The following is a 12,798-nucleotide window of genomic DNA, read 5'->3' as shown; positions in this document are numbered from 1 at the left end:
GCGAAGAAAAAGGGCGGGCTGCCTCCGTCGCGCGTGCAGCCACGGCGGACGGCAGGTCAAACAGGAATCGGGTCAATGCAGGCCGGTGCGCTCAGGTGCGCTCAGTACGCGCCGGACGCATCAGTGCGGTACACGCGAGGGCGAACACGCCGAAGCCGACGAGGTACGCGATCACGTAGTGCGGCTGGCCGCCGCCGGCCTTGAGCAGCGACGTCGCGATCATCGGCGCGAAGCCGCCGCCGATCACGCCGGCGAGCTGCACCGACAGCGAGATGCCGCTGTAGCGGATTTCCGCCGGGAACTGCTGCGCGAACAGCAGCGACTCCGGCGCATAGAGAATCGGGAACACGACGCCGAGGCCGAGCACGATTGCCCACCATGCGGTCGACGTCTGCTGCGTGCCGAGCATCAAGAAGAAGGGCGCGGCGAACGCGCACATCAGCACGAGGCCGATCGCGAACATCCGGCGCTGGCCGATGCGGTCGCTGAGATGCCCGCACAGCGGCATCGTGACGAGCGACAGCGCTGCACCGGCCGTGATCGCGTGCAGCATCTCGGCCTTCGGCAGATGCAGTTGCTGCGTCGCATAGGCGAGCGCGAACGTGACGACCATGTAGAACCAGGTGTTCTCGGCGGCGCGCGCGCCGACGATCGTCAGCACTTCGCGCGGATGGCGGCGCAGCGCGGCCGTCACCGGCGACTTCTCGGCCTTGCCCTGGCGCTGCATCTTCTCGAAGTCCGGCGACTCCGGCACCTTCGCGCGGATGAACCAGCCGAGGCCGACCAGCGCGATGCTCGCGAGGAACGGCACGCGCCAGCCCCACGACAGCATGTCGGCGTCCGGCAGCGCGGCCACCGCGGCCATCGCGACCGACGACAGGATCAGGCCGAGTCCGACGCCCGTCTGCGGCAGGCTGCCGAACAGCCCCTTGCGGCCCTTCGGCGCATGCTCGACGGCCATCAGCACCGCGCCGCCCCATTCGCCGCCGACCGCCATCCCTTGCAGGAAGCGCATCGCGATCAGCAGCGCGGCGGCCCAGTAGCCGATCCGGTCGTACGACGGGATCAGCCCGATGATCATGCTCGGCACGCCCATCAGCAGCAGCGTGATCATCAGCATCGACTTGCGGCCGATGCGGTCGCCGAAGTGGCCGAACACGATGCCGCCCATCGGCCGGCCGATGAAGCCGACCGCGAACGTGCCGAACGCGGCGAGCGTGCCGACGACGGGGTCCAGCGACGGGAAGAAGATGCGGTTGAATACGAGCGCGGCGGCGGTGCCGTAGAGGAAGAAGTCGTACCACTCGATCGTCGTGCCGGCCATGCTGGCCCAGCCGGCCAGCAGGTAGTGCTTCGCGGTGCGCTCGGGCGCTGGCGCCGCGATGGTTGCATGCTCATCGAGGGTGGATCGCGTCTGCATGGTGTCTCCGTATTGATTGCCTGCAGCTCATGGTCCGCAGGTCACGGTCGAGTATAGTTATGCGCGGATCCATGATGTACCGACAAGAAAACCGGTTGGATGTGCATTTATGCATATCGACACCCGGCCCTGAGACGCCTGCCCCTTTTTTGCCGATGCGACACGCCACCGAGCCGGTTTCCGGCAACCTGAACTGGGACGACCTGCGCTTTTTCCTCGAAGTCGCACGCACGCAGCGCGCGAGCGGCGCGGCGAAGCGGCTCGGCGTCGACTACACGACCGTCGCGCGGCGCATTCGCGCGCTCGAGGCCGCGATGGGCACGCTGCTGTTCGACAAGTCGCGCTCAGGCGGCTTCACGCTGACGGCCGAGGGGCAGCGGCTCGTCGCGTATGCGGATGCGATGGAGACGACCGTGCAATCCGCGTGCGACCAGGTCGCGAATACCGGCGAGGCACTGTCGGGCCACGTGCGGATCGGGTCGACCGAAGGGTTCGGCTGCTTTTTCCTCGCGCCGCAACTTGCGCGGTTTCGCGTCGCGCATCCGCACGTGACGGTCGACCTGCTGCCGGTCCCGCATTTCGTCAACCTGCCGAAGCGCGAGGCCGACCTGGCGATCACGCTCGAGCGGCCCGAACGCGGGCCTTACGTGGTCACGAAGCTGTGCGACTACCAGTTGCGGCTCTATGCGACGCGCGACTATCTGGCGAATCATCCGCCGATCACCTGCACGGACGATCTCGCGCGGCATGCGTTCATCAGCTACGTCGACGATCTCGCGTTCAGCAGCGAGCTGCTGTACCTGGAGCGCGCGGTGCCGGGCGCGACGGCCGGGCTGCGCACGACCAGCGTGATCGCGCAGGTATTCGCGGCGCTGCAGGGCGGCGCGCTCGCGATCCTGCCGTGCTTCATGGCGGCCACGCAGCCGGCGCTGGTGCCGGTGCTGCCGGACGACGTGGTGGTCACGCGGTGCTTCTGGCTGACCTGTCGCGAGGATCTGCGCAAGCTGCGGCGCGTGACGGCGCTGTGGGATTACCTACGTGCGGCGGCCGACGCGAATCGGCCGTTGTTGATGGGGGAGTCGGGGACGTTGTGTTTCGTCGAGGAGCGCGCGGGCGGCGCGACGTGAGCGAAGCGGTGCGTCACGGGCGATCCGTCACGTGTCGATCGATGGATTTCGTGCCGCGTACCGGTTTGACATAGTGGCTTCGCGGGGCGGGCGCACAGGTGGCGGCCCGGCCGCGGTGACGACCTGCACGTTCACGTCGTGACCTCCATCCGGGCACGCGGTCGGCGTCAACGCACGCAACCGAGCCGATCCGCGAGTTCGTTCAGGTCCGTGACGTCGAAGTCCCACGCATCGTCGGCTTTCAGGTCCGTCGTCTGGCTGGGCCCGTGTTCGGTCGGCCGCGGCACGAACGCGGTCGCCAGCCCGAGTTGCCGCGCGGCGGCCAGGTCGCCGTTGTGCGCGGCAACCAGACACAGCTCGGCCGGCGCGACGCCGAGAATGTCGACCGCTTCGGTATAGACCTTCGGCGACGGCTTGTACGCGTGCGCGACTTCCGCGCCGAGGATCGCGTCCCACGGCAGGCCGCCGTGCTTCGCGACGTCGACCATCAGCCGGATGTTGCCGTTCGACAGCGGCGCGATCACGTAGCGCTGCTTCAGCCGCTGCAGCGCCGCGACGGAATCGGGCCACGGATCGAGCCGGTGCCACGCGAGGTTGAGCGCGTCGATCTCTTCATCGGGCGTGCCGTCGATCCCGTAGCGATCGAGGGTGCGCACGAGGTTCTCGCGATGCAGCACGTCGAGCCGCACGTAGCGCCTGCGCCCGCTGCGGATTTCCTCCATCGAAGGCGAGTATTCGCGGCGCCACGTATCGGCGAATTCGAACGGATCGAGATCCGGCGCATGGCGTGCCAGGAACGTGGCGGCTTCGCGCGCGACGCCGGTTCTCCAGTCGACGATCGTTCCGAACACGTCGAAAACGAGCGCCTTGATGTCGGCAGGGTTCGTCATGGGATTCCGTGAAGGTCGGTCGAGGGGAACGCGCTGCGCTGCGCTGCGTGGCGGCCAGCGCGCGACGCCGGTTCGAACCACATTGAAGCACGTATCCGCGAACGCGGCTGGCCGCGTCGGCGCGATCGACGCGCTGAAGGCCGTCGCACGCGAGCCGCCTCGGCGCGGTCGGCAGCAATTGTCTGACAAATGGGGATTCGACGTGCATGCCGCGACCGCGCGTAAGCCCTGATGCGTGCGGATGTACGGGGCTGCACGGATTGGTGTTAAATGTATTTTGGTGCGCGTTGCGGCGCGCGCGCATGGGGACGCACCGGGTTCACGTAAACCCGGAGCGATAAACGGCACGACGGACCGCTAACGAATCGGGCGCATCAGAACCCGGTCGAGCTGACGGCAGGATTCATCTTGAATACCGAACCGCAAAGTTCTCGCTACAGCCTCGGCCTTGCAGCGGAAGTCCTCGCGTCCGAGCAAAGCGTGCTGAGGCTGATCACGCGCAACACACCGCTGCCGGAGCTGCTCGTCGAGGTATGCCGGCGCGCCGAGGCGCTGCTCGGCGACGGTGCGTCGTGCACCATCCTGCTGCTCGACGCGGACGGCGTGCATGTGCACGTCGGCGCCGCGCCGTCGCTGCCCGCGCAGTACAGCGTCGCGATCGAAGGCGCATCGATCGGGCCCGCCGCGGGCTCGTGCGGCACGGCGATGTACGAGCGCCGGATGGTCGCCGTCGAAGACATCGAAACCGATCCGCTATGGGCCGACTATCGTGCGTTCGCGCTACCGCTCGGCCTGCGCGCGTGCTGGTCGGTGCCGTTCCTGGACGACGCGGGCACCGTGCTCGGCGCGTTCGCCGTCTATCACCGTGCGTCGCGGCGACCGAGCGACGTGGAAACCGACCTGCTGCGCGATATCGGCAACAGCGTCGGCCTCGCGGTGCACCAGGACTCGATTTCGCGGCAGCTCGCGCGCAGCGAGGCGCATCACCGCCAGGTCGTCAACAGCCTGAACGAGGGGATCGTCGTCGTGTCGCCCGACGGCGTGGTGATCGCGAGCAACCCGAGCGCGAACCGGATGATGCGCGTGAAGGGCGACCTCGTCGGACGCCGGCTGTCGACGGTGATCCTGTACAAGCTGCACGAGGACGGCACGCCGATCGCGCCCGACGATTGGCCGAGCCGGCGCGCGTTCGTCACGGCCGCGCCGCTGCTCGACTACTCGGTCGGCTTCGGGCTCGCGGACGGCGACATCATCTGGGTACGCGGCAACGCGGTGCCGATCGTGAAGCCGGGCGAGACACAGCCCGAGTCGGTGCTCGTGTCGTTTCACGACATCGGCCCCGTGCGCGAAGCGCAGCAGCAACTGCGCTACCTGGCGACGCGCGACGCGCTGACGGGCCTCTACAACCGGCGCTGGCTCTCCGACCGGATGCGCGAGCTGTTCGGCGCGCGCGATGCGGCGGCCGGGCCCGCGCGCGTCGCGATCCTGTTCATCGATCTCGTCGGCTTCAAGAAGGTCAACGACACGGCCGGCCACGACGCCGGCGACGCGCTGCTGCGCAGCGTCGCGGCGCGCCTCGCGGCCTGCGCGGGCGGACGCCACGCGCTCACGCGCGTCGGCGGCGACGAGTTCGTGATCCTCGTCGACCACTGCGACGATCCCGACGAGCTGGCCGTGCTCGCGCGCGAGGTGATCGACACGATCGGCAAGCCGTTCGCGATCGCGGACAACGAGTACTGGCTCGGCGTGTCGATCGGGATCAGCGTCGCGCCGCGCGACGGCGACGATGCGGTCACGCTGATGCGCAACGCCGACTCCGCGATGTACGACGCGAAGCAGCGCGGCCGCAACCACTTCACGTTCTTCACCGCGCAGCTGAACCTGCGGCTGCAGCGCCGCTTCGCGATCGAGCAGTCACTGCGGCGCGCGCTGTCGTCGGACATGCTGCGGCTCGCGTACCAGCCGGTCGTCGACGCGCGCAGCGGCCGCACGGTCGGCGCCGAAGCGCTGCTGCGCTGGACGAGCCCGGAGCTCGGGCCGATGTCGCCGGCGGAATTCATTCCGGTTGCTGAAGATACGGGGCTCATCGTCGCGATCGGCCAGTGGGTGCTCGAAACGGCCTGCCGGCAGGCTGCCGAATGGCGCCGCACGATCGCGCCCGACCTGATGCTGGCGGTCAACCTGTCGCCGCGGCAGTTCCACGAGGGACTCGTCGAGTCGGTCGACCGCTGCCTCGCGCAGACGCAGCTCGATCCGGGCGCGCTCGAACTGGAGATTACCGAGGGCCTGTTGATGAACGACACGGACACCGTGCTGCCGATGCTCGAGGCGCTCACGGACATGAACGTGCGGATCTCGGTCGACGATTTCGGCACCGGCTATTCGTCGCTCGCCTACCTGAAGCGGTTTCCGCTGCACAACCTGAAGGTCGACCGTTCGTTCGTGTCGGGCGTGCCAGATCATCACGACTCGGTCGCGATCACGCAGGCCGTCGTCGCGATGGCGCATTCGCTCGGGATGAAAGTCACCGCGGAAGGCGTCGAGACCCAGGCGCAGTCGTGGTTCCTGCAGCAGATCGGCTGCGACATGCAGCAGGGCTACCTGTTCGGCCGGCCGCTCGATCCGATCGACTACGCGCGCCGGCTCGTCACCGTGTAGGCCCTCAACCGGCATCGCCGGCGCCCGGCGGGACGGGCGGAACCGAGGGTGCGGGCGGCGCATCGATCTCGACGCGATTCTTGCCGTCGTGCTTCGCGCGATACAGCGCGCGGTCGGCCGCCTCGATCAGCGACGTCGTCGGCAGGCCGGGGGCCGGCACGATGCTCGCGCCGCCGATGCTGATCGTCACGTAGCGGCCCGTCGACGAGTGCATGTGCTCGAGCCGCAGCGACTCGATCGCGAGGCGGATCTTCTCGCCGAGCAGCCGCGCGGCGCCCGGCGACGTGGTCGGCATCACGACGGCGAACTCCTCGCCGCCGAACCGCGCGGCGAGATCGCCGGACTGCCCGAGACAGCGCTCGATGGTCGCCGCGACCTGCTTGAGCACGCCGTCGCCCGACACGTGGCCGTACGTGTCGTTGTACAGCTTGAAGTTGTCGACGTCGATCATCAGCAGCGACAGCTCGCTGCGCTCGCGCGTGCCGCGCCGCCACTCGGCGGCCAGGTATTCGTCGAGATAGCGCCGGTTCGACAGCCCGGTCAGGCCGTCCGAATGCGTGAGGCGCCGCAGTTCGAGATTGGCCTCGAGCAGTTGCTGCTGCGATTGCCGCAGCGCGCGATAGGCCTCGTCACGCTGCAGCAGGTTCATGTACGAGCGCGAGTGATAGCGGATCCGCGCGACCAGCTCGATGCGGTCGGGCAGCTTCACGAGGTAGTCGTTCGCGCCGGCCGCGAACGCGGCGCTCTTGACCAACGGCTCTTCCTGCGTCGACAGCACGATGATCGGCACGTCGCGCGTCGCCGGATTCGCGCGATACGCCTTCACGAGGCTGAGCCCGTCGGTGCCGGGCATCACGAGATCCTGCAGGATCACCGTCGGCCGTGTCTCGATCGCGGTGGCCAGCGCGTCGTCCGAGCGCGGGCAGTAGTGGAAGTCGATGCCGTCCTCGTCGACGAGCGCGCGCCGGATGGCTTCCGCGACGATCGTCTGGTCGTCGACCAGCAAAACCATCGCAGGGGCGTCGGCGTGCGGCGCGGGCCGGAGGTGCACGGCGTCGAACGCCGCATGCAGGCCGCCGGGCGGGCGGGTGAGGTCGCTAGTCATGATTGATGCCAGGTTGCGCCATGGCTGCGAGGGGTGTAACGGGGTTTCACCACGAATCTCTCCGAGAAACCCCGCCATTGATGGCGGGAAAGCACAAGCGGCATAGTGCGACGCCGCACGCCAAGGTTGCAAACGCCCGCGCGGATTTCCGGCACACGCTCGCGCTCGATCGGGTGCGGCGCTTCGATTACATCGCGGTCGGCAATGTGTCGCCCGCGAAACGTGCCGGAACCAGGCTGGCGAAGCGCGTCCATGACGCATCCAGGTCGTCCTTCCGGGACAAGCGCCGTTACAAGGCGATGGCGCACGGAGTCACGCGCGAGGAGGGTGACGAAAGCGGTTCCCCCCAGTCCTGTTCGGCGTGCGGGTCGAAGGACAGCATGACGCGGCCGAAAGGTATCGCGGGACTGCGGGAAAGAGAGTGGGATTGCAGTAACTGGGGTGTCGCACATGCTCGTGATATCAGCACTGCGCTGAACATTTTCCGCTGCGGACGTGCATCGCCAGGTGTTCATATAAAGACGTCAACGGGCTCAGATCCGCGCGAGCGCCGCCAGTTCGCCCGCGATGCGCTCGAGCGGCAGGATCGCGCGGGCCGCGCCGAGTGTTGCGGCCGCTTTAGGCATCCCGTAGACGGCGCTGGTCGCCTCGTCCTGCGCGATCGTATGGTAGCCCTTCATCCGCAGCGCCTTCAGGCCGATCGCGCCGTCGCGTCCCATGCCGGTCAGCAGCACGCCGATCACGCGGCCCGGCCAGTGCTCGGTCAGGCTGTTGAAGAACACGTCGACCGACGGCCGGTACGGCGTGGCGGCCGGCTCGCGCGTGTATTCGAGCGTGCCGGCGCGCGTGATGCGCAGGTGATCGTCGGTCGCCGCGAGCAGGGCGACGCCCGGCTGCGGGCGGTCGCCTTCGCGCGCGACGCGCACGGTCAGCGGCGTCTGGCCGTCGAGCCATTGCGCCATCCCTTCGGCGAATGCGCGATCGACGTGCTGGACGATCACGATCGGCGCGCTGAAGCCGGCCGGCAGGCTGCCGAGGATCGATGCGAGCGCGCCGGGGCCGCCGGCGGACGCGCCGATCGCGATCAGCGGGCCGCCGTCCGCGCGTGCGGTCGTGCCGGCCGCGCGTACGCCGCCGGGCGCGTCGAGCAGCCGGCCGATCTGGTCGATTTTCGCGAGCAGCAGCCGTGCGGTGTCGCCCGCGGCGCCTTCGCCGAGGCGCGGCGTGTCGACCGCGTCGAGCGCGCCGGCGCCCATCGCTTCGAACACGCGCCACGCGTTCGCACCGATGCAGCTCGTCACGATCAGGATCGCGCACGGGCGGGCGGAGCGCATGATCCGCCGCGTCGCCTCGATCCCGTCGAACTTCGGCATGATCAGGTCCATCAGCACGACGTCGGGCGGTTGCGCGGCGCACAGTTCGACGGCCTGCGCGCCGTCGGTCGCGACCCACAGCACGCGATGCTCGGGCCGGTGCGCGATCGCACGGCGCATCGCCTCGACGGCAAGCGGGAGGTCGTTGACGATGCCGATGTTCACAAGCGGGATACTCCGGTCGGTTCGTAGTGTTGGAGGTGGGCCGGGTTCATGGAAGGCAGTGCCGGGTCGGCGCCGCCGAATGGCATTGGCGGGCGGATGGCACGGAATTCTTTTCGATTGGCGACGCCCGCATGCTGTCATGCGGCGCGAGCGGCGGCAATCAAAAAAATTGCGCATTGCGTCGTTTTCGACCGTTTCCTCCATGGCCGGGCGGCATTTCCTGCCGCCCGGGGCGCCGGGCAGCCATGCGCAAGATCATACGGCAGGGCGGAAACCCGTCGCCGACGCATGCGTTTCGACGGGAAGGCGGCGCGCCCGGCATGGGCACGCGCGCGGGCATCGGCGAGCCGGCGGCGCAGGCCGGCGCACCGCGCCCTCAGTCGTTCAATGGCTGCGTGCGTACCCTTCGATCAGCGCGCGCATCATCCCTTCGACCGTCGCGTCGAGGAGGTCGGATTCCTGCTCCGATTCCTCGACGAGCGCGGCATAGGCGGTCGCGAGCGTCACGCGGTCGACTTCATGGCGTTGTTCCATCAGCGTCACCATCCCGTCCTTCGCCAGATGAGCGGAGAACGCGCGGCTGCCGATGGTCTGGAATACGTCAATCATGGCGGCTCTCCCGAACGTTGCCGATGCTTTCCAGTTTAGTCGGCGCACCGGGGCTCCGCCATCCCAGGCAGGAACGCGGACCGTCCGCGGTTCGCCCGCCGGAATTGTTCACGCCACGCGCGCGTGGCCGCCCGCCGCCCGTTGCCGATCGCTCGGACGAAACACGGCGGACACGCGGCCGGCGCCACGCGGCACCGGTTTCAACGTTTACCCGAAGCTTCAAATTGTCGACTTTTTATCGATAAAGTCTCGTGTTAGATTTTGCGACCTGAACCCGGTCGAAACCGGGCGGGCGGCGCGTCTTCACGACGCCGCGCATCCGACACAAGGAGGGGCAATGCTGGTGCTGATTGGGGTGCCGATCGTCGTGATCGGTTTCGCGCTGCGCTTCAACGCGCTGCTGGTGGTCACGATCGCGGGCCTCGCGACGGGGCTCGCGGGCGGGATGAATCTTGTCGACATCGTCAGCGCGTTCGGCAAGGCGTTCACCGACAACCGCTACATGGGGCTGATCTGGCTGACGCTGCCGGTGATCGCGCTGCTCGAGCGCAACGGGCTCAAGGAACAGGCGAAGCGGATGATCTCGCGCGTGCAGGCGGCGACCACGGGCCGCGTGCTGATGCTGTATTTCGTGCTGCGCCAGGTGAGCGCCGCGCTCGGCCTCACGTCGCTCGGCGGTCACGCGCAGATGGTGCGGCCGCTGATCGCCCCGATGGCCGAGGCCGCCGCCGTCAGCCGGCACGGCGACCTGCCCGAGTCGGTGCGCCAGCAGATCCGTGCGCACGCGTCGGCCGCCGACAACGTCGCCGTGTTCTTCGGCGAGGACATCTTCATCGCGATCCAGTCGATCCTGCTGATCAAGGGCTTTCTCGAACAGAACGGGATCGCGATCGAGCCGCTGCACCTGTCGGTCTGGGCGATCCCGACCGCGATCGCCGCGCTGCTGATCCACTGCACGCGGCTCGCGTTGCTCGACCACCGGCTGTCGCGCGGCTTCGGCGCATTCGGGCGGGAGGGCGCGCGATGATCGGCCTCGAACCGCTGTATACGCTCGCCGGGCTGATGTTCGCCGCGTTCGCGTGCTTCAACCTGACGGACCGCACGAACCCGCGCCGCGTCGTCAATTTCGCGTTCTGGGCGATCTACGCGCTCACGTTCCTGTTCGGCGCGCTGCTGCCGCACTTCGTGACGGGCTGCCTCGCGATCGCGCTCGCGCTGATCGCGGGCTCGGGCAAGCTCGGACGCGGCAAGTCGGACGAAGCAGGCGTTGCGGCGGCCACGCGGCGCGGGGCGAAGGCGCTGCGCTTCGGCAACACGCTGTTCCTGCCGGCGCTGCTGATTCCCGTCGTCACGCTGATCGGCACGTTCGCGCTGAAGCGCGTGCCGTTCGTCGATCCGAAGAGCGTGACGCTGATCTCGCTCGTGCTCGGCACGCTCGTCGCGTTCGCCGTCGCGCTCGCGATGCTGCGCGATTCGCCCGTGCACGCGCTGAAGGAGGCGCGTCACACGATGGACGCGGTCGGCTGGGCCGCGATCCTGCCGCAGATGCTCGCGGCGCTCGGCGCGCTGTTCGCGGTCGCGGGCGTCGGCGGCGTGGTGTCGGGGCTCGTGAAGGACTGGGTGCCGATCGATTCGCCGTTCGCGGTCGTTGCCGCCTATACGGTCGGCATGGCGCTGTTCACGATGATCATGGGCAACGGGTTCGCGGCGTTCCCCGTGATGACGGCCGGCATCGGCCTGCCGCTGATCGTCCATCAATTTCACGGCAACCCGGCGATCCTCGGCGCGATCGGGATGCTGAGCGGCTTCTGCGGTACGCTGATGACGCCGATGGCCGCGAACTTCAACATCGTGCCCGCGGCGCTGCTCGAACTGAAGGACAAGAACGGCGTGATCAAGGCGCAGTGGCCGACCGCCGTGTTGCTGCTGGCCGTGAACACGTTGCTGATGTACGCGTTCGTATTCCGCTTCTGACGAGATGTCCATGACCGACCGACTGACCCCCGAACTCGCATCGAAATTCGCGTCGCTCGCGCTCGCGCACCTGACCCGCGAATATCCGAACAAGCTCACGCATTCGCTCGAGGGCCCGCACGACGTGCAGGGGCCGCGCGCGCTGCACCCGATCTTCTACGGCAGCTACGACTGGCACTCGTGCGTGCACGGCTACTGGCTCGTGCTGCGCGTGCTCGAACGCTATCCGGCGCTGCCGGAGGCCGAGCGGATCATCGCCGTCGTCGACGCGCATTTCACCGACGCGAACGTCGCCGGCGAACGCGCGTATCTCGCGCTGCCGCACAACAGCGGCTTCGAGCGGCCTTATGGCTGGGCGTGGCTGCTGGCGCTGTCCGCGCAGCTGGAGCGGCTCGCGCTGAAGGGCGTGGTGCCGCAGGCTGCCCGCTGGGCGAAGACGATCGCGCCGCTCACCGACCTGTTCGTCGCGCGCTTCGAGACCTTCCTGCCGAAGGCGACCTATCCGCTGCGGGTCGGCACGCACTTCAACACCGCGTTCGCGCTGGCGCTCACGTTCGACTTCGCGCGCGCGACGCAGCGTGACGGGCTCGCGGTGCTGATCGCCGATACGGCGAAACGCTGGCACCTGGACGATGTCGCGTGCCAGGCGTGGGAGCCGTCGGGCGACGAGTTCCTGTCGCCCGCGCTGATGGAGGCGGAGCTGATGCGGCGCGTGCTGCCGGCCGCCGAATTCGACGGCTGGTTCGCGCGTTTCCTGCCGGATCTCGCGCGCGGCGAGCCGGCGACACTGTTCGTGCCGGCGACGGTCAGCGACCGCAGCGACGGCAAGATCGCGCATCTGGATGGCTTGAACCTGAGCCGCGCGTGGTGCCAGCGCTCGCTCGCCGGCGCGCTGCCGGAAGGCGATGCACGGCGCGCGACGCTGCTCGATGCGGCCGACCGGCATCTCGCGAGCGCGCTCGCGCACGTGGCCGGCGACTACATGGGCGAGCACTGGCTTGCGACCTTTGCGTTGCTGGCGATCGACGCGTAACCCATGGCGCGTATGCGGGAGACGGACCAGCAGAAGAGCCCGGAGGATTCGAACGGTCGACTTCTGCTGTCGCCCGCACATGCTGTCAGTTCACCAGGGGACTGTTTGTCATGGGCATCGCTGCAATTCATCAACGCTGAATTTGATGTGTGGTCGGAAGGTAGGGCGACGAAAAAAACCGGCCGAATGGTGTTTTGAGCCCCATTCAGTCGACTCGTACACGAACATTGTTGCTGACTGTCTCCATTCGCTAGCTGCCAATTTTCCTATCTGATATCTCTCCAGCTTCGTCAAACAAGAACGAATGCCGAGAGAACAAGATGGACCAGAAACGAGGCACGCATAACGCATCGGAGCAGTCTCCCCGTCAGCGCCCGATCCCGACGGCCCTCCGGCAAAACGCCGAAGCGCGGCGCGTGATCGTCAGCCCGTTTCCTGCGCCTG

The 12,798-nt window shown here is 68.1% G+C and carries 10 protein-coding genes and 1 pseudogene; 6 read left to right on the top strand and 5 right to left on the bottom strand.

Translation table 11 applies throughout. The annotated features are described in order from the left end of the window. Positions 1-91: 91 nt before the first annotated feature. On the bottom strand, positions 92-1,420 hold the full coding sequence (locus DIE21_RS28555) for an MFS transporter (protein WP_124500812.1): 1,329 nt from the start codon (positions 1,418-1,420) through the stop codon (positions 92-94). Between the two features lie 155 nt (positions 1,421-1,575). Here DIE21_RS28555 and DIE21_RS28550 point away from each other — a divergent pair, with 155 nt between their 5' ends. Further along, positions 1,576-2,547, top strand: a complete 972-nt coding sequence (locus tag DIE21_RS28550) for a LysR family transcriptional regulator (RefSeq protein ID WP_124500811.1) — start codon at positions 1,576-1,578, stop codon at positions 2,545-2,547. A gap of 167 nt (positions 2,548-2,714) precedes the next feature. On the opposite strand, the gene DIE21_RS28545 is transcribed toward DIE21_RS28550, so the two are convergent. Then, positions 2,715-3,437, bottom strand: a complete 723-nt coding sequence (locus DIE21_RS28545; RefSeq protein WP_124500810.1) for a haloacid dehalogenase type II — start codon at positions 3,435-3,437, stop codon at positions 2,715-2,717. A gap of 408 nt (positions 3,438-3,845) precedes the next feature. Between DIE21_RS28545 and DIE21_RS28540 the strand changes: the two genes are divergently transcribed. Further along, positions 3,846-6,095, top strand: coding sequence for a bifunctional diguanylate cyclase/phosphodiesterase (locus DIE21_RS28540; protein WP_124500809.1), 2,250 nt, complete (start codon positions 3,846-3,848; stop codon positions 6,093-6,095). 4 nt (positions 6,096-6,099) lie between these two features. Here the strand turns inward: DIE21_RS28540 and DIE21_RS28535 are convergent, their stop codons facing one another. Beyond that, positions 6,100-7,200, bottom strand: a complete 1,101-nt coding sequence (locus DIE21_RS28535; protein ID WP_124500808.1) for a diguanylate cyclase — start codon at positions 7,198-7,200, stop codon at positions 6,100-6,102. An 83-nt stretch (positions 7,201-7,283) separates the two neighbouring features. Between DIE21_RS28535 and DIE21_RS28530 the strand changes: the two are divergent. Further along, positions 7,284-7,718, top strand: a pseudogene (locus tag DIE21_RS28530) (zinc ribbon domain-containing protein); the annotation flags it as partial. A 15-nt stretch (positions 7,719-7,733) separates the two neighbouring features. Here the strand turns inward: DIE21_RS28530 and DIE21_RS28525 are convergent. Next, the gene (locus tag DIE21_RS28525; protein WP_124500807.1) at positions 7,734-8,738 is read right to left on the bottom strand and encodes a chemotaxis response regulator protein-glutamate methylesterase; all 1,005 of its coding nucleotides are present in this window, start codon (positions 8,736-8,738) and stop codon (positions 7,734-7,736) included. A gap of 384 nt (positions 8,739-9,122) precedes the next feature. Next, on the bottom strand, positions 9,123-9,347 hold the full coding sequence (locus DIE21_RS28520) for a hypothetical protein (protein ID WP_124500806.1): 225 nt from the start codon (positions 9,345-9,347) through the stop codon (positions 9,123-9,125). Between the two features lie 337 nt (positions 9,348-9,684). Here DIE21_RS28520 and DIE21_RS28515 point away from each other — a divergent pair, with 337 nt between their 5' ends. Genes DIE21_RS28515 through DIE21_RS28505 form a run of 3 tightly spaced genes read left to right on the top strand, consistent with a single transcriptional unit; the run spans position 9,685 to position 12,354 of the window. Beyond that, a complete protein-coding gene (locus DIE21_RS28515; protein ID WP_124500805.1) occupies positions 9,685-10,374 on the top strand; it encodes a DUF969 domain-containing protein in 690 nt (229 codons plus the stop codon). Then, positions 10,371-11,321: a DUF979 domain-containing protein gene (locus DIE21_RS28510; RefSeq protein WP_124500804.1), complete on the top strand. Its 951-nt coding sequence runs from the start codon at positions 10,371-10,373 to the stop codon at positions 11,319-11,321. Before DIE21_RS28515 ends, DIE21_RS28510 begins: the two co-directional genes overlap by 4 nt. A gap of 10 nt (positions 11,322-11,331) precedes the next feature. Next, the gene (locus DIE21_RS28505) at positions 11,332-12,354 is read left to right on the top strand and encodes a DUF2891 domain-containing protein (RefSeq protein ID WP_124500803.1); all 1,023 of its coding nucleotides are present in this window, start codon (positions 11,332-11,334) and stop codon (positions 12,352-12,354) included. The last annotated feature ends 444 nt before the right edge of the window (positions 12,355-12,798 follow it).

Origin of the sequence: Burkholderia sp. Bp9140, from assembly GCF_003853425.1 — a bacterium.
In the GTDB taxonomy this organism is placed as follows: Bacteria; Pseudomonadota; Gammaproteobacteria; order Burkholderiales; family Burkholderiaceae; genus Burkholderia.
Note: the sequence above shows the minus strand (reverse complement) of the source record. Positions and strands in the feature narration are given on the sequence as shown.

Coding starts and splice junctions, on each gene's coding strand:
- DIE21_RS28550 (WP_124500811.1), top strand. CDS start 1,576: ATGCGACACGCCACCGAGCCGGTTTCCGGCAACCTGAACTGGGACGAC.
- DIE21_RS28515 (WP_124500805.1), top strand. CDS start 9,685: ATGCTGGTGCTGATTGGGGTGCCGATCGTCGTGATCGGTTTCGCGCTG.
- DIE21_RS28520 (WP_124500806.1), bottom strand. CDS start 9,347: ATGATTGACGTATTCCAGACCATCGGCAGCCGCGCGTTCTCCGCTCAT.
- DIE21_RS28555 (WP_124500812.1), bottom strand. CDS start 1,420: ATGCAGACGCGATCCACCCTCGATGAGCATGCAACCATCGCGGCGCCA.
- DIE21_RS28510 (WP_124500804.1), top strand. CDS start 10,371: ATGATCGGCCTCGAACCGCTGTATACGCTCGCCGGGCTGATGTTCGCC.
- DIE21_RS28535 (WP_124500808.1), bottom strand. CDS start 7,200: ATGACTAGCGACCTCACCCGCCCGCCCGGCGGCCTGCATGCGGCGTTC.
- DIE21_RS28505 (WP_124500803.1), top strand. CDS start 11,332: ATGACCGACCGACTGACCCCCGAACTCGCATCGAAATTCGCGTCGCTC.
- DIE21_RS28545 (WP_124500810.1), bottom strand. CDS start 3,437: ATGACGAACCCTGCCGACATCAAGGCGCTCGTTTTCGACGTGTTCGGA.